Consider the following 23,447-nt stretch of genomic DNA (forward strand, 5'->3'; position numbering starts at 1 on the left):
CACTTTGAAATAAAGGTATAAAAAAGCGCATTTTTATTCCTCATTTCCCTGCTTCCTCAATTTCTTGCTTCCAAAAGCAGTATCCAGACATTAAAAGAATTCTTTTATTTAAATAAGAATACTTTTATCCAATAAAAGCCTTAATTGCGTTTGCAAACTAGCGTTCATATCCTCTACTATCATACAATAATTTTTATAGACCGTCATAAGTCGATATATTCCATCGCAGTACGTGTTAGCCAATTTTTAAGCCTGTCATATCATCCAAAGTATTTATCCTTGCCCAACAAACAATAAGACACTCTAATGACCAAAAACTTCTCTCAAACAGCGGCTTTCATCTGGTCTGTCGCTGATCTATTACGTGGTGACTTTAAGCAATCTCAATACGGACGCATCATCTTGCCATTCACACTACTGCGCCGCCTAGAGTGCGTATTAGCAGACACCAAAGCTGCTGTGGTGGCTGAGAGTGAGCGTATCGCTGAAAAAGGTCTGCCAGAGGAAGCACAAGAGAAGTTCATCATTCGTGCCAGCAAGCATGCGTTTTATAATACCTCGCCCATGGATTTGAGCAAGATGGGTCAGAGCGATATTAAAGACAACTTAAACACCTACGTGCAATCTTTCTCTAAAGACGCGCGTGAGATATTTGAGCACTTCAAATTTGAAGAGTTTGTCGGGCAACTGGCCGATGCCAACTTACTATATAAAGTGGTGCGGATGTTTGCCACTACGGATCTTAGCCCTGAGGCGATCTCTAACCATGAAATGGGCTTTGTGTTTGAAGAGCTGATCCGCCGCTTTGCTGAAAGCTCGAACGAGACTGCAGGGGAACACTTTACCCCGCGCGATATCGTGCGACTGACGACTTCACTGGTGTTTATGGAAGATGATAACGCGCTGACCAAAGACGGCATTATTCGCACCATTTACGACCCTACAGCAGGTACAGGCGGTTTCCTATCCTCTGGTATGGAGTACGTGCTAGAGCTAAACCCTGATGCGGTCATGCGTACCTATGGGCAAGAGCTCAACCCTGAGTCTTACGCCATCTGTAAAGCCGACATGCTGATCAAAGGGCAAGAAGTGAATAATATTAAGCTGGGCAATACTTTGTCTAGTGATCAGCTGGTCGCTGAGAAATTCGACTACATGCTGTCTAACCCGCCGTTTGGGGTCGATTGGAAAAAGATATCCGGTGAGATAAACGATGAGCATACACAAAAGGGCTTTGACGGTCGTTTTGGGGCTGGCTTGCCACGCGTGTCTGATGGTTCGCTATTGTTCCTGATGCATTTGATTAGCAAGATGCGTCCGATCACTACTAATGAGCAAGAAGCTAATAATGGTCAAAATAGTAACCAAGGCAGCCGTATTGGTATTATCTTAAATGGTTCACCGCTGTTCACGGGCGGCGCAGGCAGCGGCGAGAGCGAGATTCGCCGTTATATCCTTGAGGCCGATCTACTAGAGGCTATCATCGCCTTACCAACCGATATGTTTTACAACACGGGTATCGCTACCTATGTATGGGTATTGAGCAATAAGAAAGCACCTGAGCGTAAAGGTCACGTGCAATTGATTGATGGCAGTAACCTATACGGCAAGATGCGTAAATCACTTGGCTCAAAGCGTAACGAGATGAGCGATGACGATATCAAGACCATTATCCGTAGCTTTGGTGACTTTGAGGTGGTTGATGCGCGCGTATTAGATAAGCCAGAAGAGGTGAAGTCTAACCGTGGTCGTCAGTCTGCCAATCCTAAGAGTGAGGCAGCTAAAACCTTTGCCAGTAAAATCTTTAAAACCCATGAATTTGGCTATCGCCGTTTAACCATTGAGCGTCCGCTACGTCTGTCGGCTCAGCTGACGGATAGCGCCATTGATAGCTTGCGTTATGCGCCCAAGCCATTCGATATGGTCATGCCAGCGCTATATGAGGCCTTTGGCAATGACTGGACGACTGATAGCGACACCGATTCTGATACAAGCAACTATGGTGACTTATCAGCGGTCACCTTAGAAGCGCGGGCGATGATAAAGGCGGACTTCTCCGAGCTAAAAGAAAGCCAAGTCAAAGACGTGCTGGCGGCTAAGGTATGGCAGTCGCAACTTGCCCTGATGAATAAAGCCAAAGCCCTACAAGCTGCTATCGGTGACAGCCAATTTGATGATTTTAATGAGTTTGATAAAGTGTTTAAACAAGCGTTAAAAGACGCTGATGCCAGTCTTGATATGAGCTTGGACACTAAAGAAAAGAAACAGCTGCTAGATGCGATCACGTGGAAAAATCCTGAAGCAGAACCCGTCATCAAAAAAGTGGTGAAGGTTGCTAACCCGCTCTATGGTGCGTTTAGTTATACCGATCCTGCCAGCAAGACCAAAATTGTAGAGTTCCAAACAGACAGCGATTTACGCGATTATGAAAACGTACCGCTGAATCCTGAAGTGACGACCACTGAGCTGATTGAAAGTTACTTCGCCCGTGAAGTACAGCTGCATGTGCCTGATGCGTGGATCAATAGCGACAAGACAGATGCCATTGATGAAGAGGTCGGCATTGTGGGCTTTGAGATACCGTTTAACCGTCATTTCTATGTGTATGAGCCGCCGCGCGCGCTTGCTGAGATCGATGCAGACTTAGATGCTGTCAGTAGCGAGATTATGCAGTTATTGGGTGAGGTGCATTCATAATGGTACAAGATAAATATAGTGAGTACCTAGATTCTGAATTAATGTGGGTCAGGGAATATCCAGCACACTGGAGTCTTACTAAAGTTAAGTATGAGGCTTATGTAAAAGCTAGAGTTGGTTGGCATGGCCTAAAAACAGATGACTTTACAGATGTGGGGCCTTATCTAGTAACTGGTAGTGATTTTAAAAGCTCTGTAATTTCTTGGAAAGATTGTTATCACTGTGATTTAGCTCGTTATGAGCAAGACCCATACATCCAACTGCAAAATGGCGATCTTCTTCTTACTAAGGATGGAACTATTGGCAAAATAGCATTGGTTCAAGGGCTGGGAGTAGATGAAAAAGCCACTCTTAATAGCGGTGTGTTTGTTGTCCGTCCTTTAAGCAATGGTTTTACAACGGAATTTTATTTTTGGTTGTTAGAATCAACTGTTTTTAAAAAGTTTTTCGACTATTTTAAAACTGGCAGTACGATAGTACATTTGTATCAAGATACATTCGTAAATTTTTCTTACGCTTCACCACCGCTAATTGAGCAAACCCAAATCGCCAAATTTCTCGACCATGAAACCGCCCAAATCGATACCCTAATCGAAAAACAGCAAACCCTTATCCAACTGTTAAAAGAAAAGCGCCAAGCCGTCATTAGTCATGCGGTGACTAAAGGCTTAAACCCTGACGCACCGATGAAAGACTCGGGCGTTGAATGGTTGGGGGAAGTGCCTGAGCATTGGGAGGTTAAAAGAATTAAACATTATGGAAAAATTATGGGAGGTTTTGCTTTCAAAAGCGATGATTTTATTGACTCAGGTTATCCTGTTTTAAAAATATCAAATGTGTCACATCTTCAACTGAATTTTGATGATGAGTCTTTTCTGCCGTTATCCTTTGTAGAAAAGCATTTAGAGTATAAAGTTGAAGAGAACGATTTGGTTTTTGCTATGACTCGTCCTATTATTTCAGGAGGCATAAAAGTTGCAAAAATACCGAAGCTAGAAGCTATGCCTTTAGTTAATCAGAGAGTGGGTTTTTTAAAGCTCAAATCAGAGCTGTTAGCCGATTTTATCTTGTATTCTTCATTAAGTAGCAGCTTTAAAGCACAGTTCAAAAATAATATGACTATTACCAATCAGCCTAATATTTCTGGTGAAGGGATTGAGTCAGTGGCATTGCCTATGCCACCTAAAAATGAATTGGTTGAAATAGTTGATTTTCTGAATAATAGTGAAACAGTTTTTCAAAATTTATCCATCAAATCAGAACAGCAAGTCGAGTTGCTTAAAGAACGCCGCACCGCTTTAATATCTGCTGCGGTTACGGGTAAGATTGATGTGAGGGGTTGGAGGGCAGCTGACAATAAAGCTTCGTAATGTACGACTAAAATTACGAGCTATAAGAGTACTTTATTAAAGTTGACTGGCATAGGTATGAAAGTTATGAAAAGATTACTATTGATACTATTAGGAATAGGTACAGCCCAAGCGAGTGGCGCTGTCGAAACTACTTTCCAACAAAATAACACTTTGACCCACACGACTAGCAATGATTCTACGTCTGCAAGTTATGGTTCTAGTCGCAATATATATGCTACCAATAGTGGTGCTACTGTATATAGTGGTGCTACTGTATATAGTAATGATGAGATATCCAAAGCTATTGATAACCTAAGTGCTCATGCCAAGCAAAAAAAATATAAGATAGGCTCGCTAAGTAGCCGTTTATCCTATGAGAATAAATATTCTGACGCTAAGGATAGTTTGGCCGATATGAAAAAATGGGCAAACCAAGGCAATGCAGAGTATCAAGTTAAGGTTGGTTTAATATATTACAACGGTGAAGGCGTCCGTCAAGATCTTGTATTAGCAAGAAAGATGTTTCAAAAGGCAGCAAAACAGGGAAACATACAAGGTCAAGGGATGCTTGGATACTTTTATGAAGAAGGTTTTGGTGGTCTTAAGCGAAACCGATCTACAGCAAAGGAATGGTACGGGAAAACGTGTGACAAGGGTCATCAATATGGCTGTGATCAATATAGACGATTAAATGAACGTGGTTATTAATGGACGCCCACACACAATAGCAGAAGTGAATAAAGTGTGGTTGATTAAAGTAAAGCAATGAGACACAACATATTCTATGGTAAGCACATAGCGTTAGATAATCGACCCAAAAGGTAGGATGATTTTTTATTCTTAATGTACAATTGTTTTGTTTTTATGCTAGCATCGTCCAGCATGCTTTTATACCAAAGATGCTAGATGATATAGCAACTAACATAGTATTGGTTATTGAAAAAATAGACTGTATAAAAAGGCTAGATGATGTTTTGGTTTTTAAAATCTAAATCTGCCAAAATGGCAGGAAATGTTCAAAAACTTTTTCTTAAAGATAGTTATCATGAGGCTATTGAGCTGGCTGATAACTTATATTGTCAATACATTGATAGCGAAGATTCACAAGAGCGCGCCCATGCCAAAGCTGCTTTAACATGGAAAACAACAAGCCTTATTATGCTTGAAGAATATCAAAATGCTATATCAGTTTGTGAAAAAATTATTGATATTTATACTCATGGAAATCTTCCTGAAGATATTCATGATGGCTATAATGAAAAAATTATAAGAGCGGCATATACTGATAAAGCCAGAGCACTATATGGATTGAAAGAATACAATAAATCTTTAAAAATTATAGACTCAGTAGTGGATGAAGGGATTGATTGTACCGATGAATTGACAGAGGTTGCAGTACTTGAAGCATTATTATTAAAGTATGAGATTCTTCAAATGGATCCAAATCTTTCTAATAGATTGATAGTACTAAATAAAATATCTTTTCGTTTTCAGCTGAGTGATAACCCTAAAATTTTGGAGCAAGTTATTCCTGTCGTTAGAGACATGATGCTTATATTTATAACACTTAAGGATATTAAAAACCTACATATTGTCCGTCGTATTCTTGAAAATATTAGTATCAGATCAAAATCTGAAGAGGTTCCAGCTTTTCTATCATACATAGATAAATTTGAAGAATCGTTTAAAGAATAGAAATAGCGGTTATCGGCTATATGTAATATATGGAACATACAAAGGGTTTTGCCAGCGCTAGCTGATATTTTGTCTGCTATATTTATATACCGTTTAACAAAAGTAAAAATAAGAAAATGCCATGAGCCGCGACGTCACCTAAGAATCTGTACTCCAAACTGATGTTGTCACTCAAATACAAGCGCAAGGCTTGCAGTTGGGTCGCACCAGCGGCTATCAGATAGCAGCGTTAGTATTTGGTGTCTATCCATAATTAATTTCAATTGATGTAAGACTCCGCACCGTTTTAATCTCTGCTGCCGTTACGAGTAAGATTGATGTGAGAGGTTGGCGGGCGGATGAGTCGTCAGTAATGTAAAGATGAAGCGCTTGTTTATATGTCATAACCAGCAAAATAACCAAAGGAGTTTCATTTATGAAAGCAATGACGACAGCCGCCATTTTTGTCTCAATGGCAGTCACCACCATTGCCCAAGCGCAAACTTATGAGTGGCGTTCGGAAATGAAGTCTTGTCAATATCAAGGAGATTTTGATAATAATAAATATACTGCCAAGCAAATAGAGAATTCTCATTTCGTATTAAACAGTTTGACGAGAGCAAATCTTGAAAGCTTTTCTGAGCCTATGAGTAATCTTTTTTTAGACAATATATCGTCGAAAGACCCAGAGGTACTGACTAAAGAATATAAGCAAGCTAAAAGTAATGTAGAGCAACTTGAGTTAGTGCCCGAAGCACAGACGTATAAACAAGAGTTACTTAAGACTATTGATGGCGAATATAAAACGGCACAATTGGCTATTTTGGCTTATCAAAATCCTAGTAAAGCGCTTAAGCAAAGCCCGCCGCTGTGTCAGCATTATGTAGAGGCTTTATTGCAAGATGAGACGGCAGTGCAGAATAAATGGCAGCAAGTGGTGGAAGAAAATATTCAGGATAAAGTACGTACGGGTAGTTTGAGTGATGAGTTTTATCGTAAGATTGAGATGAGAGATTATCAAAAACAAAAGTCACTGAGTGCTTATTTTTATGCACGAAACGCTATTGTGTCTTCTGGGTTTTACAACTGTGTTAAGAGTACCGCTTATCGCCCTGAGCTAAAGACAGTGTCTACTAATTATGCAAAGCTTAATCATAAAATATTTGACGGTAAATACACCGCGCAATGCGCAATGCGCCAAGAGTAGACCTCTTGCAAAAGTGAAGAACAGAGATCATCAAAGGTAGAAAGTATCAGATCGTTGGTATCAATAAAGTATGGTTGATTGTTTAATTCAATTTGACTGGCTTTAAAAAGCATCCTAAAAAGAATAGTGAGTTAAATGTTTGCTCGATTAATAAATATCAAAATAAGCAAGGCGAATGAAAAAAAGGACTCCAATGATGAAAAGGTATTCGTTGATAGCGGTAAGCGTATTACTGACTGTGCCTAGTATTGCAACAGCCGAAGTCTACAAATGGCAAGACGATCTATGCGATATGAAAGGGAGTTTTGATAATAAAAAGTACAGCGCCAAGCAAATCAAAAATTCCCATCTCGTATTGGATCGTTTAACCAGATTAAATCTGGAAAGCTTCTCTTCACCCATGAGTGTTGATGCGCTAGATAAACTATCTATGAAAGACTTAGATGTCTCGACCGAAGAGTATAAGCAAGTAAAGCGTGATACTGAGCGTCTTGATGTTGTACCTGAAGCGAAAGGCTATAAACAAAACTTACTCAAAACGATTGATGCAGAGTATGAAAAAGATCGATTAGTCATTTTAGGCTATCTAAACCCTAGTGAAGCCCTCAAACAAAGCCCTCAGATGTGTAAAAACTATATTGAACCTTTCATGCAGAACGAAGCGGCGGTGCAAAATAGATGGAAACAGTTTGTTGAAGAGCAAATTCTGGAAACAAGCGAGTATGGGGCTGATGAATTAGAACGATATCGTAAAATTGCGACCCAGCGCTATCAGGAAGAAAAGGTAAGTAACTCTGCTAAGTATGCCAGAATAAACTTGATAACTTTTGGCTTTGGTAATTGCGTGAATGATCAGGTTTATCATGCTGACTCTGAAAAAGTCTTTAACAACTACAATCAGCTCAATAAAACCATATTTGGTAAGAGCTTGAAGATGGTATGTGAGGAGCCCTAAGGCTTGATTTAAGCGTATCAAAAAATAGAGTGAGCTATGAAAAACAATGTATTAAGATATCGAAAAATAAGAGGCCTGAACCGCCGTAAGCGCACTATTGAAAAATGGGGCGAAGCTAATAAAGTTCTTGATGTTGATCTGTTAAATCAAGAAAAGCGAGATTACGTTAAGTTTTTGGTAGCTCCATGGTCACGCTTGTCTTTGATTAATAGTATCTATCCTGAGCCAATGGGCGACTGTGAATATCTATTGATTAAAAATGTGCAAAATATCTATCAGTCATGGAAAGATTCGCTAGAAAAGTTGCAAACCCCGTATTATTTACAAATCTGGCTATTTGAAACGTACATCAGTCGCTCACAAGTAGTTTGTGCGATAGAGGATTACAAAGACTTTTATCAAAATACGTTTGAGCCAATAGATGAGCAGCCCGAAAATGGTATTCAAAGCTCTATTCACTATAATTCAAAAACCGCTGAATACTTAGATCATTTTGAATGGAAACTTTATCGAAGGCTTGACTATTATGATATGGCTGATGAAGAAGATGTAGAGATGTTGCAAGACATTGACCCTATTAGATTTTTAAGAAAAGAAAGCATTAAAGGGCAGGAGCAACAGATCGTTGAAATCGATAAAGTGTGGTTGATCTCATAAGCCCAATTCATAACTTAATAATAAGAATCTCACCATGACTCAGACAAGTACTGCTACTAACGCCCATAACCTCACCTACGAATCTGCCTTCCAAGCTGACATCGTCATCCAAATGCAAGCGCACGGCTGGCAAGTGGGTCATGCCAGCGGTTTATGACTATAGTATTAAGCAACGGGAATGCCCTTATACAATAACTTGATATAAATAAAATACCCTATATCCATTCCGCCCTAATATGTAGAGGACAAAATGAAAGTGTCAATCGTACCGCTAAGAATCAGACACAAAGTAATAGCTTTGAGCGCTGCTTTAGCGCTATCGTTATCCGCGCATGCAACCAGTTTTAGCAGTACCAAAGCGCTGGCGGAACAAGGTCATGCCGCCGCTCAATATAGCATGGGCGCGATGTATGAGATGGGCGATGGTGTGCCCCAAGACCCTAACAAAGCGGTGGCGTGGTATAAAAAAGCCGCTGATCAGGGCGTGGCGGCAGCGCAATACGATATGGGTGCGATATATATGACAGGCGAGTATGTGCCGCAGGATTATGCCAAGTCGCTCGCATGGTTCGAGAAATCTGCCAATCAAGAGGAGCCATTCGCGCAATATAGCATGGGCGCGGTGTACCAAGAAGGACTGGGCGTGACGCCTGACTATGCCAAAGCGGTCGAGTGGTATCAACGCGCCGCCGCACAAGATAATGTGATGGCGCAGTACAGTTTGGGCTTGTTGTATCAAAGCGGCATTGGGGTCGATCAGGATTTTACCAAAGCCTATGACTGGTATCAAAAAGCCATTGAGCAAGGAGATCTTGACGCTCACAATAACATCGGCGTGATGTATGAAGCAGGCTTAGGCGTGACGCAAGACTATAGCGAAGCAGCCAAATGGTATCAAAAGGCTGCCGATCAAGGACATGCAATTGCCCAAAACAATATTGGACAGTTTTATATAAAAGGCTTAGGTGTGACGCAGGATTATACCAAAGCACTGTATTGGCTACGAAAAGCCGCCGCGCAAGGTGAGGATTTGGCGCAAAATAATTTAGGCTATATGTATGAGAACGGTAATGGGGTTGCGCGTGATTATGCCGAGGCTTTTAAATGGTATGAAAAGTCTGCCAACCATGGCAATGCATTGGGTATGGGCGGTTTGGGCTGGGCATACTATAGTGGTCAAGGCGTTGAGCAAAACTATGTTAAAGCCTTTGAGTGGTCACAACAATCTGCCAATCAAGGTGAAGCTGCTGGTCTAAACAACCTTGCTGTGATGTACTTAGAGGGCAATGGCGTACCGCAAAATTATGCCCGCGCCATGACGTTATTTAAACAAGCTGCCGCCCAAAATCATCCGTTCGCCCCGCGTAATCTGGGGCTGATGTATATGAAGGCGCAAGGGGTAAAGCAAGACAACGTGCAGGCTAAGGAATGGTTTGATAAAGGCTGTGGCAATGGCGACTTGCAATCATGTCTTGGCTCTAAACTGTTAAATATGCCTTAAAATGACTTCCGCATATTAATAGATATAATTATGAATCATCCCGATCCAATTACTAAGTGCTACAAGCAGCTATTCTGGGCGCTCATTTATAGCCCTATTATTGCTTATCTAATAAATGCTTACTTAACTTACAGCGGGTACAAAAAGCACGACTCGAATTATACTGTTTCTTTAGAGTTTTTTAGTAGTACCGCTAAGTATATGCTGGACGATATTACCATTACTTTAATGTTCCTTTGGATTCCCTATGTTTGGATTGTAATTATTCTTTATCTGTTTATTTTTTATAAGGCACTTACTTCCAAAAGAGCAGTCGCTGAGAAATATAGAACGCTACTATTAACGTTTCTGCTAGTGCTGCTTTTTATATTTGCTAGAGAGTATTCAGACCTTATAGCGCTTTCGACCTAATTATTTTAAGCAAAATAATAATAAAACTAAACGGACTTAACATGACCAACGCCCACGATATCACTTACGAATCTGTCTTCCAAGCCGATATCATCGACCAGATGCAGGCACATGGCTGGCAGTTGGGTCAATCAGTACAGTATCAGCAAGAGACTGCGCTGTATGAGCAAGATGTGCTGGACTTTGTGCAGACGACCCAGCCACAAGAGTGGGAGAAGTTCTGCCGCACTTTTCCTATCGACTCTGAACGCCACTTTATCACCGCATTGGTTAAGCAGCTTAATAAGGCTGATGAACACTCAACCGATAAAGCCTCGCGCACCTATGGCACCTTAGGCGTATTGCGTCATGATCTCAAGATCCGTAACGCGCGCTTCTCTCTCTGCCAGTTTAAGCCTGAGCATAGCCTCAATCCTGAAATTATGGCACGCTATGAGGCCAATATCTGCCGTGTTGTCCCTGAAGTAGTCTATAGCCCTCATGTTAGTCTTAGGGATGGCGAAGATAGTAATGGTAAGGTTGCTAAGCGTAACCGTATTGATATTGTGCTATTTGTGAATGGCTTGCCCATAACGACGATGGAGTTAAAGTCTGAGTTTAAGCAATCGGTACAAAATGCCATTAGCCAGTACAAGAAGACCCGCCTGCCTAAAGACCCTGACACTAAAAAGTCTGAACCATTACTGACCTTTAAGCGCGGCGCATTGGTTCACTTTGCCGTCAGTCAGTATGAAGTCTATATGACAACCAAGCTGGCAGGTAACAGCACCTACTTTTTACCCTTTAATAAAGGCACTAAAGATGGCGGCGCGGGCAATGATACGCCTAGCGATAGCAGCCGTTATGCCACCGATTACCTCTGGAACGAGGTGCTCACGCCAGAGAACTTGCTATCGATCCTTGGGCATTTTATGCACTTGCAGATAGAGGAAGAAGAAGACGCAATTGGTCGCAAGTCTAAAAAGGAAACTATGATGTTTCCGCGCTATCATCAGTGGGATGTGGTGACCAAATTGGTCAATGCGGCCATTACTGAGGGCGCTGGGCAAAAGTATTTGATTCAGCATAGTGCAGGGTCAGGCAAGTCCAACTCTATCGCATGGACAGCGCATCAGCTCTCTACGTTATACAATAGTGACGGCGATAAGCAGTTTCACTCCGTTATCGTTATCACAGACCGTACGGTACTTGATGACCAGCTACAAGAAACGATCTATCAGTTTGAACATGCTGATGGCGTAGTGGGCAAGATTAATAGAAAAGAGGGTGACGGCTCAAAGTCTGAACAGCTTGCTAGCGCACTAGTGAACTCACAGCCAATTATCATTGTGACTATTCAAACCTTTCCCTTCGTGCTCAAAGCGATTGAAGATTCAAGTGTGTTCAAGTCACGCCGTTATGCCATCATTGCCGATGAAGCACACTCATCACAGACAGGCTCTACGGCTCGCCAGCTGAAAGAAGTATTGGTCTCAGGTGATATAGAGATTGATACCGAGAAGCATGCAGATGATGACGCGCCGCTATCTAGCGAGGATATGCTCGATGCCACGCTTGCCGCACGCCGTAGCAGTCCTAATCTCAGCTACTATGCCTTTACTGCCACGCCTAAGCCGAAAACCATCGAGCTATTTGGCCGTCTGCCCAATCCTGAACTCCCAGCCTCTAAAGATAACTTGCCAGCGGCCTATCATGTCTATTCAATGCGCCAAGCCATTGAAGAAAGCTTTATCCTAGATGTGCTAAAAAACTACACCAACTATAAAGTGGTCTATCAGCTCAAGCAAAAGCTTGCCGCTGCTGATGACGAAGTCGATGCTCGCCGCGCCAAGATTAAGCTCAATAATTGGGTACGCTTGCATGAGCATAATATCGCCCAGAAAGTGAAGATCATCATTGAGCACTTTAATAATAACATCAAAGGCTTACTTGGTGGCCAAGCCAAAGCGATGGTGGTGACCGGTTCACGTAAAGAGGCGGTACGCTACAAGCTCGCCTTTGATAACTATATCGCTGAGTACGGCTATAGAAACATCAATGCCATGGTCGCGTTCTCAGGGGAAGTGACCTTCAATGACAATGACCCTGACAGCGGCGCATTACTTGGTGAGAAGTTTACTGAGCACAATATGAATATTGGCCTAAAAGGCCGCGACCTACGTAAAGCTTTTGACAGTGATGACTATCAGGTGATGTTAGTGGCTAATAAGTTCCAGACAGGCTTTGATCAGCCCAAGCTATGCGCCATGTACGTTGATAAGAAGCTAACGGGTGTGGACTGCGTACAGACCTTATCGCGCTTAAACCGTACTTATAAAGGTAAAGCTGAGAGTGGCACGTTTGTGCTCGACTTCTTTAATGACCCACAAGATATTTTAGAGGCCTTCCAGCCATATTATGAGACCGCACACTTAGCGGACGTGTCCGATCCCGATCAGGTATTTGACCTCTACGAGAAGCTGCGCGTTAGCGGTATTTTCCTATGGAATGAAGTGGAACAATTTGTTGAAGCGTTCTACAGCAAGAATAAGTCTAACGCCGCCATTAGTAATATCTGTAAGCCTGCGGTCGAGCGTTGGCAGAAGCGCTATAAGCTGGCACGTGAACAAGCCCAGCATGCCAAGATAATGCTTGAGCGTACCAAAGCGACTGGCGATGTGGTGCTGATGACCAATGCCGAAAATGATTACAAAGGTTTTAAGGCCGATCAAGATGCGCTGGAAATCTTTAAAAAGGACTTAGGGACATTTACCCGCCAGTATGAGTTTATGTCGCAAATCGTGGACTATGACGATAAAGAGCTAGAGAAACTTAGCCTATACGCGCGTAACCTACAGCCGCTACTGCATGAAAGTGTGGACAATGAAGATGAGGTTGATCTAAGTAACATCGTTATGAGTCATTATCGTGTCTCAAAGCTATACCAGCAAGACCTTAAGCTACAAGAGGGTAGTGGTGAACTAGAAGCTGGCGGCGGCGCTGGTACGGCAACTCCTAAGGATATAAAAGAAGCATTCTTGTCGCAAATCATTGAGCGCTTAAATGAGGTGTTTGCTGGCGAGGACTTTACCGAGAATGATATGGTTAATTTTCAAAACACCATTTGGGATAAAGTCACAGAAAATGAGATCGTGGTAAAGCAGTTTAGTAATAACAGTACCGATCAGATAATGTTGGGCGGCTATCCTGATGCAGCAATGGATGCGCTGTTTGAGAGCCAAGAGGCGTATGAGGGTATGACCATGCACTTATTGTCTAATCCTAACCAGTTTAAAAAGTTCATTAGATTGATGCTTGATACGAAGCTGGGTGCTTAGAGGTATTCGCGATAATAAAAATAACAAGTGTGTTCATAGACAAAGACAGATGATTAGAACTTGCCTTTGTCTATGAGAAATTTTTAATATGATAGATAGAAACCACTACATCTTATCTTTGTTTTATTAATCTTCATAACCTGAGGTACAAGTATTATCTTCTTTTTCTAGTTTTTTTATTGCTATTTGGTCGCCCTCTAACGCCCGTTTAGCAGTTTTTCCACATTCTGAATTAGGTTTGTTGGCATAAAAAGATGCAGCATGACTAGATTCAGCAGACGATAATCCTATGTCGTTAATAAACTTAATGTACGCATACTCATAGTTTTTTCCAGCGGGTGAACGTTTATCAAGTCCAAGTACTTCTTTAATGCTTTCCACCTCAGAGCGCCTGACATAACCTGCATCAGTCATCTTTTTTACAAACTCATCTGCATTACTATCCTCTTCGCCATAACCGCATAACTCCCATATGACAGCTTCATGATTACGTGACACATAACCGTCAATTAGTCTCGCTTCTATGGCTAATTTTTGCATATTTTCATGTGCATCATAATTGCTGCGTTCAATGTCTTTACATTCAAGGGCTGCATGTGAGAACGTCACCGCCATAAAGCAGCTAATGCCAACACCTATCTTAGTTAATACTGATTTTAATTTCATTCTGTAACTCTTTATATTACATAAAAAAATAGACTATATCATTACTTACTTGCCATTATGAATCTATACCTAAGAAAACGTGCCTTTTTTGCCTAAATAGCTTCTAAGCCTTATCACATGTACCATTAAATTAGTAATGCCCCTGTCCTAAGCGTGCCTAAGTTGCCTTTATTATGCCTAAATAGGTATGGTTTTAGGACGGTTTAGGCAAAAAAGGCACATTTCTGGGTAAGTATCTTTATTTATAAAGCTTTGGATTGACCTCAATAATTTTTTTTCGTCCCTCTTCCGTTTGCCTGATATGTGACTTACTTTCTAAGTTATCTAGCTCACCTTGAAGTAAGCGGTTATTCTTACGCATAGGCTGAGGTGCACCATTATAAATATCAGCGCGGTTTAACTTATGAGGGTTTTTATTTCTTGCTTTATTTACTAACCAGCAACTTAGCTTTTCACTGTCATTCTGCTCACCTGTAGAGGTTGCATCTTGGTAGCGTAAGCGTTCGGTTGTTGAGTATTCCACCAACATAAAGCCGCGTTTTATGTCATCAGTGGTAACGGTCTTACGGCTATCAAAGAATGCCATTAGTGAGGCTATGCGCGTGGCATTTTCTGCCATACGTGAGGCGTAAGCTTTGAGATATTGTAAAACTTGTCCGTTGGCTTGTCGGTTCTCTATCGTTTGCATACCGTCCTCAAAAGCTTGTACTGCTTCATTGCTTGCCCATTGCATTTTAATACGGCTAGGTGCGCCTATGCTGTCGTTTGGTAAATTGGCTGGCAGTGGGTCAAGTAAGCTTTGACAGCGTGACCAGTAGTCTATTAAGTAAGGGTTATCATGTGGTTTGTCATTCCTACGCTTTGGATCATTCCAAACTCTTTTACCTCGTAAGTCCTCAGGACAAGCAATTATTGCCCGTGCTAAAAAGCCTTGTCCACTCATAAATGGGTCGGTTAATGCTTTTTCTAAGACTACGCGCTGTCCTTGAAGTAAAAAAGTCATACGGACATCATAAGCGGTGGTTCTTGGGTTAGAGTAAGCATTTTTTTGTGATCTCATACGCCTAGCCATGCCACTGCTATAAAGTTTTGTTATTGCACCTAATGCGCTGCCAGCGGTATCACCTGTCATGCTGTGGCCATTAAAAAATTGACCTGCTTCATCAGTAGATAAACTAGCATTGTACATCTCACCATCAACAAAACGATCAATAAGTGGTTCAATCGTTGCATCATCGAACATAGTAACGGGGTTAGGTGGCTTTGGGTTTTCATCTAAAAAAGCGGCTCTGTCTTTACCTTTTAGACTTAATAAATTATTCTCCCATGATGATATGTCACTTAAATAATTAGAATATAGCTGTTTCTCATGTTGGTCTATTTTAAAGTGACTTAAGCCCATTACTTGCGTTTTACCGGTACCGCTTTCGCCCTCTGTAATAATAATAAGGCTCGTTGGCTGCCCATCGGTGCATCAATATGCGCTTGCCCTATATGGGCTATTGCACCTAAAACGGCCTGTCCTGCCATCGCTAATGGTACTTGTGTATAGTAAGCAATTGCTTCTATTGGTCTTCGTAGTATCGGCGGCCATGCTTCGATGGGGTAGAGTGTGGGCTGGCTTGGGTCACTTGCGAGCAGTTCAGGTTCGCTCCATGCATCAGCTTGTAAATTAGTTATAGTGGTTTTACTGTCTTCCAAAATAACATCATAACTTAAGCCCCCATATTCCAAGTGTTCTAATACTGTCCGGTCACTGGTAACTATTACCTTTACGTTATGACCTGCCAGCGGCTTGCTTACTTCGTCTACCTTGTCTAATGTCGTAAAGATGGTAACAGGCCTATCTTGTGAGAAATGCTTAACCGTTTCATTGAATAGCCATTCAGTAGGGCTAATAGCTATCGTCACATGCTCGCTGATTAAGCATTTGGCTAGGGCTATGCCATCATCAAAGTTATCTACTGCGATAAGCTCGCTATCATTACTTAATGATCCAATAAGGTAAGCAGACGGCTGGCTAGTGTCGGTTATGATCGGTTTGATATGGTCATCAGCATATAAGCATCGTAAGCTTGTCGGCTCATAATCTTTGTTATACAAAACCATTCCTATAGTGCCTATTGTGTCCAACTTATCCGCTGCTTTTTCTCCTTTGATTGGTGTTACCCTTTCATCAATAATAAGCAAGCTTTTAGGGTTCAATAACAGTTGGTTTTCAGCTAAAATAGTAAATCCTGATAGTGCTTCGATAGTTGCTATTGGGTAGTCACCTAAGATGCCAGATAATCCCACCTTGCCGTGGGTTTTTTCTTGGCTGTCGGTTTTTAGTGTAGTAATCATTTATTACTCCTTTTCTCGCAACTCGTTCCACTGATATATAGGCTGATGCCTTTCAAAGTAGAGACTAAGATCGGTATTCCTATAGCGTTGCTTTGGTAAGAATGTTTACACTCCACTAGTTTTTTAGTTACAAATATTTCAGGTTCGCTCTGTTTACATGCCACTAATGATATAAGCAAGCCGATGACACTCACCCATATCATAAAAATGATAAAACTAACCCACATGCCACGCTTGCCAGCTTGCGCACCGTTTTTGAGTTGTAAGTTGTCTTTGATAGGATTATTACTCATGACCCTTTACCTCCACTGTTGGCAAGGTTATAAGCCCATCTATCATTTCACTAACTATCCTTGCCAGCTCATTATTTTCCAGTAGGGTAGACCTTATACCTACAATAATGCCCTTGCTCGTGTCATCCTTGATCTTAATAGTACTAAGTCCCATTGATAAGCTTTCAGCATCGTTTGATATGTCTTGTACTCGGTCGTTAATGATAGACAGGTAAAGGCCATCAACTGCTACTAGGCTGGATTCTAAGATGTCGTTTGATTGGCTCATGGAGTCACCTCAGTATTAGGAAATTCGCTTTCTAGTTCTAGTAAGGTCTGTTCATCGAGCCAATAGACCGCAAACCGTTTGTTGTTATGCTTGACCATTTCACTTTGAATTAGCAGTCCTGTATCGCGCAAGTTATGAATGCGTTGGGCTAAGCTTGTGATTTGGTAAAGGCAGATAGACTCCCATATACTGATCGTCGCGCCTGTCATTAGGTGCGCTCTGATTATTTCTATTTGGGTTTTTGAGGTAGGCTCGTAGATCACGGGTGCAGTTACTGAGGTCAACATATTAAACCCCTTCTTTTGCGTTAGCATTGGTATGATTATCTGTCTGCTGTCCATGACTATCTAACCAGTTATTTATTTCTGACAATCGCCATAGACTAGCTCTTCCAATCTTAAAAGGTTTTGGAAAACTGCCTTGATTGATTAAATGGTAGATATGCTTAACACTAAAGCCAGTGATGCCGCGTGTGGCAGCTTTGGCAGTGACGGTGCGCTGTTGACCTGACTTTGTAATGTAGGTCTTAGCTTTGCATTCGGGATAGTTGGCAAGGTCTGCCATCCTCAGGTACTTATTAACTGGCGTCATTATGTAAACCTCTTATAAAGTTTTTTATTTAGAAAACGATGAGAAAAAACAATAAGCTGTCTGTTTCACCTCAATGTTCTGAGGCAAAATAAAAGTAATCTTGTTTTTTTGTAACCAATTTCTAGACTGGTTGACAGGCTTATCGCTATGGTTTGTAAGACCTTACGGGCTTTTAAGAGGAGTACAGTTTCGCTGAAGGGTATTGCTTATTTGGCGTTTGCTAACTACTATGAGACTTACACATAATATGAAAGTCAAAAAAGCATATTAAGTGTTAGTAAAAACCAGCAAAGACAAAGCCAAGATACAACTATCTCCTCTTTTAGGTGGTTATTTAAGTCATGGTTTGAATCCTCTTTGTTGTGTCTCATTAAATAGGTGGGCGGATAAATCGCTACCTAGTCGCCAAACTTAAAAGCGACTTATACGCCCATACTATTTTTTCTTTATTTTTTAATCAGATTGTTTCATTGCTACAATTCAGTAGGTAACTAAGAGTTAGCTTACCACATGTTTATGGAGCATTATTAAATGTTGCTATCTACATCTATAGATTAGTTTACTAAGTTGCCTATGTAGATAGATCAATCGACTAAGCTACTTCGATTGTATTTAATGAGATTTTATCCATTTTTTTCATAGGCTTATGTACGCTGATATCGGGACAAAGTAAACTAATAGCGCTCATATAAAATCATATTTAGTTACATTATTTTTTTGGTTCTATATAAAAATCTACTCTTTTATTTATATTGAAAGTGCTTAGTGAGCGCATCTAATATATCTATTGACACGCCTTGTGCTTTTAGATTTTTTATCAAAATGTCTTTATCATGCAGCGTTATATTAGTCACTTGCTTATTTCTATTACTCATTTCTTTGTATAATTCATCAGGTGTTAAAAGATCAAAACTAACCGCTTTACCGGCGCGCAAATCTTCAAGATGGTTTGCCCATTTATTCATCATCATTTGACGCTCCGCTAAATGAGCTGATAAGTCATATCGCTTTTTCACACTAGACTGCTCGAGGTGCGCTAACTGTGTTTCTATCAAGTTGTCATTGAATTGCAGCTCATATAGCCCTGTACTAGCAAGCTGTCTGAAGCCATGTCCTGTCATTTTGGGGTAGTGGTCACCCGTATAGCCCATGCGATTTAATGCCTGATTGAACCAAGCTTCACTATATGGCTTATTAGATTCGAAGTTATAGAAAACATAACCTGTCTGCTCTGTCAGTGGTCTCAAACTTTCAATAATTGCCATTGCTTGTGGTGACAGCGGGATAATATGATCTTGACGCATTTTCATCTTATGAGCTGGCACGCGCCAAACGCTTTTATGGTAATCAATTTCTGACCATTCAAAAAACCTTAATTCTTTAGTTCTAACAAAACATAGCGTCATTAGCTGCAAGCCAGCAACAGTTTGTTGATGGCCATTTGGATGGTTTTCTACATAGCTGTCAATATTGCGTAGAAGCTCAGGAAATTGGTGTTGTTCAACGGCTTTCATGCGGTTGGCTTTGTGTGGCCTTAATGCCTTGTTACGTCCGCTGGCAATATTAACGATGTCATAACCTAGCGTATTGATAGCATAGTCAAATATTGAGCTGATAAGTCCCATGGATTTATGCGCGGTTACTGACGTATATTTGCCTTGTGCTTCGAAGCTAGTTTGAATAGCAAGTCCTGTCTTAATAATATCTTGCGCTGTGATCGCACTAATAGGATATTCACCTATGTGGTCTAAAATATGATTATTCAAAAACCCTTGTAGCTTTTGCACGTTCTTCGATGTGGTTTTTGATTTCTCTGACATATAGCTTTCAGCTATGACTTTAAATAAATCTTTTTGTTCGTAGCTGTTTTTGTGCCTGTTCTTATGGTCGTTAGGATCGATACCGTCAGCAAGTAATAATTTTGCTTTGTCGCGTTCGATACGAGCTTGCTTGAGTGTTACTTCAGGTTTGAATGATGCGTCAATCATCTGCTTAGATAGTTTATACGTACCAATATGATGAGTTTTTTGTTTAGGTTTAATATCTTTATCGGACTGATGGCGATAAGCCATGACCCAATAAAGTGAACCTTTAGGATCATGAATTAAATAAAGACTGTCTCCATCGCTATATCTTGTGCGTTTGGCGGGTGCTGACTGCTTAGCAATTGCCTTCACGCCATTGTCAGTTAGTAAATAGTTTTTACGCTCATTCATTATCACACCCGAAAGCCAGCTATAAAAAATGTTGTGTATGTACAACAAGATGTACAACATTCTATAGGTGCTAATAGGTAATGGCAAGTTATGTTGAAAGACGTAATACCTTAGTATATAAGGGTTTTAGAGGTTTGAGGTAATGCTAGGGAAGGGGGAAATACAATGATTGGTGCGCTCGGCGGGAATCGAACCCACGACCCTCGGCTTCGGAGACCGATACTCTATCCAACTGAGCTACGAGCGCATAATAACAACGGCGTACGGTATTATCAACATCATGCCTAAACGAGCGTTCTGAGCAGTAAAGATGTCGAAAAATAAAGACCGCTTAGTCTAACAAATAAAATCCATAAAGCCAATGAATGAAGACAGTGATTGATGTTTTTTAAGAAAAAACAGGATAGTCATTAAACAGGCATGGCAATCTACCTGCCTTTTCCCTTATAATGATAGGGAGAATTCATATTTATAATCACCGATTACAAGTGTGCTAGTACGCGGGATGGCTGTTTGCTATTGATAACTATTTGGTTGTCAAAGGAGGACAAGCAGAATGTCTGAGCCGTATGAGCCTTTGTATATGTAATAAGAGAACGTGACGAATGAGAAAAGTAGTTATGTTATCGGCAGCTGCCATTCTAGGAATCGCTAGTATCGCGGTGAGCCAAGCTGAAAGTGTTGTAGACACTCCTGTAACTGTTTCTGATGTAGCATCAGCGCAGGAAGTGGTAGCAAATGCGCCTGAGCAGTTGGGTGATGATACCCAAGCTGCTGCAGATACGACTGATGGCGATGCACCTGCCGCAGAAACTGCCGCTGCCGCACCTGCGGTTGATGAAGAGCCTATTCCGCAAGATACGCCGCAAGTGCAAAAGCTGATTGCTTTGTATCCTAACTTAATTGCTCGCATTCAGCCAGTTGCTAAAGTGTGCTTTGAAGACGATGAAGTTTGTGATGTGACGGCACGTGCCGCTGGCCCAGCAGCGGGTGATGGTCCTCGTGATGGCAAAGCAGTATACAACGCGGTATGTCAGACTTGTCATGCGGCAGGTCTACTTGGCTCACCAATCTTAGGTGACGCTGGTGCATGGGGACCACGTATCTCCAAGGGTAAAGAAACATTATATACTCATGCTATCAATGGTTTTAACGCCATGCCTGCTAAAGGTGGTGCTGATATCCCTGATGAGGAAGTTCAAAACGCTGTCGATTATATGGTTGGTGAAGCAAGCTAATTTTATTGAATAGCTGGCTAAGCCTTTTACCCTATATATCAGTGGAGCGCCTATTTCATTAAATGAGATAGGCGCTTTTTTAATGATGAGTATTATCAATACAGTACTTCTAAGGCATTACAGTTGAAATTCACCGATACTAGCCTCACTTTATGACACTACACAGTCTCTTCTGTCTATTTATATTCTAAAAACGATTTTACATAAATTTATAACCAATAAAGAGGTTTTCATGTCTGAGGTACCAGCACTTGCTATCCAGAATTTATCCAAAACCTATAGCAATGGGTTTTCGGCACTCAAAGATGTCAGTTTAACCGTCCCGCAAGGAGGTTTTTTTGCGTTGCTGGGGCCAAATGGTGCTGGTAAATCAACCATGATTGGTATTATTAGCTCGCTTTTTAAACCAACAACTGGCAGCGTAAAGATCTTTGGTACCGACTTACTAGAGAATCCGTCTATCGCTAAACAGTATCTTGGTATCGTCCCACAAGAGTTTAATTTTAATATGTTCGAAAAAGTCGAAGATATTTTGATTACACAGGCTGGTTACTTTGGTATTCCTGCCAAAGAAGCACGCCCACGGGCAAAACGATTATTAATGGCGCTAGGTCTGTGGGACAAACGCAATAGCAAATCACGTGAGCTATCAGGTGGTATGAAGCGCCGGTTGATGATTGCAAGGGCGCTGATTCATAAGCCAAAATTATTGATTTTGGATGAGCCAACCGCTGGGGTAGATATCGAGTTACGCCGCTCTATGTGGGAGTTTATGCAGCAGATTAATATCGAAGAAAACACCACGATTATTCTGACGACTCATTATCTTGAAGAGGCGGAGCAGCTGTGCAAACGCATTGCGATTTTGGATCATGGTGAGATTCGTATTAATACCGAGATGAAGGATTTGCTAGCGCAGCTATCGGTTGAGACTTTTGTTTTTGATTTGGAGACACCGCTTATGCGTCAATTGGTTTTGGCAGGAGTGACAGACACATCGCAGCCTGATGATCAGACGCTTGAAGTCACACTGACTGAAGGCGAATCGTTGAATGGTGTTTTTGACCAGTTATCTGAGCAAGGTATCACGGTAGCCAGTATGCGTAATAAAGCCAACCGACTAGAAGAGCTATTTATGCGCTTAGTAGACAAAAATATCCAAAGTGCAGACAGCATGAAGGAGGCAGGATTGTGAGTCAAGAAATGATAGATCCTAATAAAACCATGTCATGGAATAAAAAGTGGATTGCTTTTCGCACCATTTTGTTAAAAGAGGTTCGCCGAATTCTGCGTATTTGGCCACAGACCTTGCTGCCACCAGTGATTACGATGAGTCTCTATTTTGTCATCTTCGGTAAGATGATCGGCTCGCGTGTGGGTGAAATGGGCGGCGTACCATATATGCAGTTTATCGTGCCTGGTCTCATTATGATGTCGATTATTACCAACAGTTACTCCAATGTGGTTTCGAGCTTCTTTAGTGCCAAATTCACCTCCAGTATCGAGGAGCTATTGGTTTCGCCAGTTTCCAAACATGCGATTTTAATGGGTTATATCAGTGGTGGTATCTTTCGTGGACTGGCCATTGGTATCATCGTCTCAATAGTCGCACTATTTTTTACCGACCTTGGCATTGAGCATTTATTTGTGACGGTATTTACGGTACTGGGTACGTCTATCTTATTTTCACTTGGTGGCTTTATCAACGCCGTGTTTGCCCGCTCATTTGATGATATTTCTATCATTCCAAGTTTTGTACTCACGCCATTGACATATCTTGGCGGTGTGTTCTACTCGATGGAAAACTTGTCACCATTTTGGCAAAATATCTCGCTATTAAATCCTATCGTTTATATGGTGAACTCGTTCCGTTACGGTATTCTCGGTTATTCTGATGTGAATGTCTGGTATTCGATGGCTGCTATTTTTGTCTTCTGTGCGGTATTCTATACCATCGCCTATCGTTTACTCAGTAATGGCTCACGTGTACGCTTGTAGATTAGTTTGTAAAATGTAGCTTGTCACCTTATTATAAGAGTCCAACATTGTTGGGCTTTTTTT

At 41.3% G+C, this 23,447-nt stretch carries 21 protein-coding genes and 1 tRNA gene; 13 read left to right on the forward strand and 9 right to left on the reverse strand.

The window, feature by feature from the left end; translation table 11 throughout:
- Positions 1-306: 306 nt before the first annotated feature.
- The 10 genes from ACI2JM_RS10500 (at position 307) to ACI2JM_RS10545 (ending at position 13,771) form a co-directional block, all read left to right on the forward strand.
- Complete coding sequence (locus ACI2JM_RS10500; protein WP_404644064.1) at positions 307-2,697, forward strand: N-6 DNA methylase; 2,391 nt, start codon at positions 307-309, stop codon at positions 2,695-2,697.
- Positions 2,697-4,067, forward strand: a complete 1,371-nt coding sequence (locus tag ACI2JM_RS10505; protein WP_404644066.1) for a restriction endonuclease subunit S — start codon at positions 2,697-2,699, stop codon at positions 4,065-4,067. The genes ACI2JM_RS10500 and ACI2JM_RS10505 overlap by 1 nt, the downstream gene beginning before the upstream one ends.
- Positions 4,068-4,133: 66 nt before the next feature.
- Positions 4,134-4,757, forward strand: coding sequence for a tetratricopeptide repeat protein (locus ACI2JM_RS10510; protein WP_404644068.1), 624 nt, complete (start codon positions 4,134-4,136; stop codon positions 4,755-4,757).
- Positions 4,758-5,018: 261 nt separating this feature from the next.
- Positions 5,019-5,744, forward strand: coding sequence for a hypothetical protein (locus ACI2JM_RS10515; RefSeq protein WP_404644070.1), 726 nt, complete (start codon positions 5,019-5,021; stop codon positions 5,742-5,744).
- A gap of 415 nt (positions 5,745-6,159) precedes the next feature.
- Positions 6,160-6,930, forward strand: a complete 771-nt coding sequence (locus ACI2JM_RS10520) for a hypothetical protein (protein ID WP_193007844.1) — start codon at positions 6,160-6,162, stop codon at positions 6,928-6,930.
- 193 nt (positions 6,931-7,123) lie between these two features.
- Positions 7,124-7,885 carry a hypothetical protein gene (locus tag ACI2JM_RS10525; RefSeq protein WP_193007843.1) on the forward strand — a complete coding sequence of 254 codons (762 nt, stop codon included), beginning with the start codon at positions 7,124-7,126 and terminating at the stop codon, positions 7,883-7,885.
- A 36-nt stretch (positions 7,886-7,921) separates the two neighbouring features.
- Positions 7,922-8,542, forward strand: coding sequence for a hypothetical protein (locus ACI2JM_RS10530; protein WP_193007842.1), 621 nt, complete (start codon positions 7,922-7,924; stop codon positions 8,540-8,542).
- A 34-nt stretch (positions 8,543-8,576) separates the two neighbouring features.
- Complete coding sequence (locus ACI2JM_RS10535; protein ID WP_264298298.1) at positions 8,577-8,699, forward strand: hypothetical protein; 123 nt, start codon at positions 8,577-8,579, stop codon at positions 8,697-8,699.
- Between the two features lie 141 nt (positions 8,700-8,840).
- The gene (locus ACI2JM_RS10540; RefSeq protein WP_404644073.1) at positions 8,841-10,043 is read left to right on the forward strand and encodes a tetratricopeptide repeat protein; all 1,203 of its coding nucleotides are present in this window, start codon (positions 8,841-8,843) and stop codon (positions 10,041-10,043) included.
- 452 nt (positions 10,044-10,495) lie between these two features.
- Positions 10,496-13,771: a type I restriction endonuclease subunit R gene (locus ACI2JM_RS10545; RefSeq protein ID WP_404644075.1), complete on the forward strand. Its 3,276-nt coding sequence runs from the start codon at positions 10,496-10,498 to the stop codon at positions 13,769-13,771.
- 126 nt (positions 13,772-13,897) lie between these two features.
- On the opposite strand, the gene ACI2JM_RS10550 is transcribed toward ACI2JM_RS10545, so the two are convergent.
- The 9 genes from ACI2JM_RS10550 to ACI2JM_RS10590 all read right to left on the reverse strand — a co-directional run bounded on the left by ACI2JM_RS10550 (position 13,898) and on the right by ACI2JM_RS10590 (position 20,395).
- A complete protein-coding gene (locus tag ACI2JM_RS10550; RefSeq protein WP_193007839.1) occupies positions 13,898-14,437 on the reverse strand; it encodes a hypothetical protein in 540 nt (179 codons plus the stop codon).
- A 238-nt stretch (positions 14,438-14,675) separates the two neighbouring features.
- Positions 14,676-15,839, reverse strand: a complete 1,164-nt coding sequence (locus ACI2JM_RS10555) for a DUF3987 domain-containing protein (RefSeq protein WP_404644078.1) — start codon at positions 15,837-15,839, stop codon at positions 14,676-14,678.
- The gene (locus ACI2JM_RS10560; RefSeq protein WP_404644080.1) at positions 15,839-16,780 is read right to left on the reverse strand and encodes a hypothetical protein; all 942 of its coding nucleotides are present in this window, start codon (positions 16,778-16,780) and stop codon (positions 15,839-15,841) included. The genes ACI2JM_RS10555 and ACI2JM_RS10560 overlap by 1 nt, the downstream gene beginning before the upstream one ends.
- Positions 16,777-17,073, reverse strand: a complete 297-nt coding sequence (locus ACI2JM_RS10565) for a hypothetical protein (RefSeq protein ID WP_193007837.1) — start codon at positions 17,071-17,073, stop codon at positions 16,777-16,779. The genes ACI2JM_RS10560 and ACI2JM_RS10565 overlap by 4 nt, the downstream gene beginning before the upstream one ends.
- Positions 17,066-17,341, reverse strand: coding sequence for a hypothetical protein (locus tag ACI2JM_RS10570; RefSeq protein ID WP_193007836.1), 276 nt, complete (start codon positions 17,339-17,341; stop codon positions 17,066-17,068). Before ACI2JM_RS10570 ends, ACI2JM_RS10565 begins: the two co-directional genes overlap by 8 nt.
- Entirely contained in the window at positions 17,338-17,628 is a 291-nt protein-coding gene (locus ACI2JM_RS10575) for a helix-turn-helix domain-containing protein (RefSeq protein ID WP_193007835.1), read from the reverse strand. Before ACI2JM_RS10575 ends, ACI2JM_RS10570 begins: the two co-directional genes overlap by 4 nt.
- A gap of 1 nt (position 17,629) precedes the next feature.
- Entirely contained in the window at positions 17,630-17,905 is a 276-nt protein-coding gene (locus ACI2JM_RS10580) for an AlpA family transcriptional regulator (protein ID WP_193007834.1), read from the reverse strand.
- 770 nt (positions 17,906-18,675) lie between these two features.
- Positions 18,676-20,148, reverse strand: a complete 1,473-nt coding sequence (locus ACI2JM_RS10585; RefSeq protein ID WP_404644083.1) for a tyrosine-type recombinase/integrase — start codon at positions 20,146-20,148, stop codon at positions 18,676-18,678.
- Positions 20,149-20,318: 170 nt separating this feature from the next.
- A tRNA-Arg gene (locus tag ACI2JM_RS10590) sits at positions 20,319-20,395 on the reverse strand.
- 358 nt (positions 20,396-20,753) lie between these two features.
- Here ACI2JM_RS10590 and ACI2JM_RS10595 point away from each other — a divergent pair.
- The 3 genes from ACI2JM_RS10595 (at position 20,754) to ACI2JM_RS10605 (ending at position 23,384) form a co-directional block, all read left to right on the forward strand.
- Positions 20,754-21,386, forward strand: a complete 633-nt coding sequence (locus ACI2JM_RS10595) for a c-type cytochrome (RefSeq protein WP_404644085.1) — start codon at positions 20,754-20,756, stop codon at positions 21,384-21,386.
- A gap of 232 nt (positions 21,387-21,618) precedes the next feature.
- On the forward strand, positions 21,619-22,581 hold the full coding sequence (locus tag ACI2JM_RS10600; RefSeq protein WP_404644087.1) for an ABC transporter ATP-binding protein: 963 nt from the start codon (positions 21,619-21,621) through the stop codon (positions 22,579-22,581).
- A 29-nt stretch (positions 22,582-22,610) separates the two neighbouring features.
- A complete protein-coding gene (locus ACI2JM_RS10605) occupies positions 22,611-23,384 on the forward strand; it encodes an ABC transporter permease (RefSeq protein ID WP_045446727.1) in 774 nt (257 codons plus the stop codon).
- Positions 23,385-23,447: the final 63 nt, after the last annotated feature.

This window comes from Psychrobacter sp. NPDC064578 (assembly GCF_044901245.1).
Lineage (GTDB): Bacteria > Pseudomonadota > Gammaproteobacteria > Pseudomonadales > Moraxellaceae > Psychrobacter > Psychrobacter cibarius_C.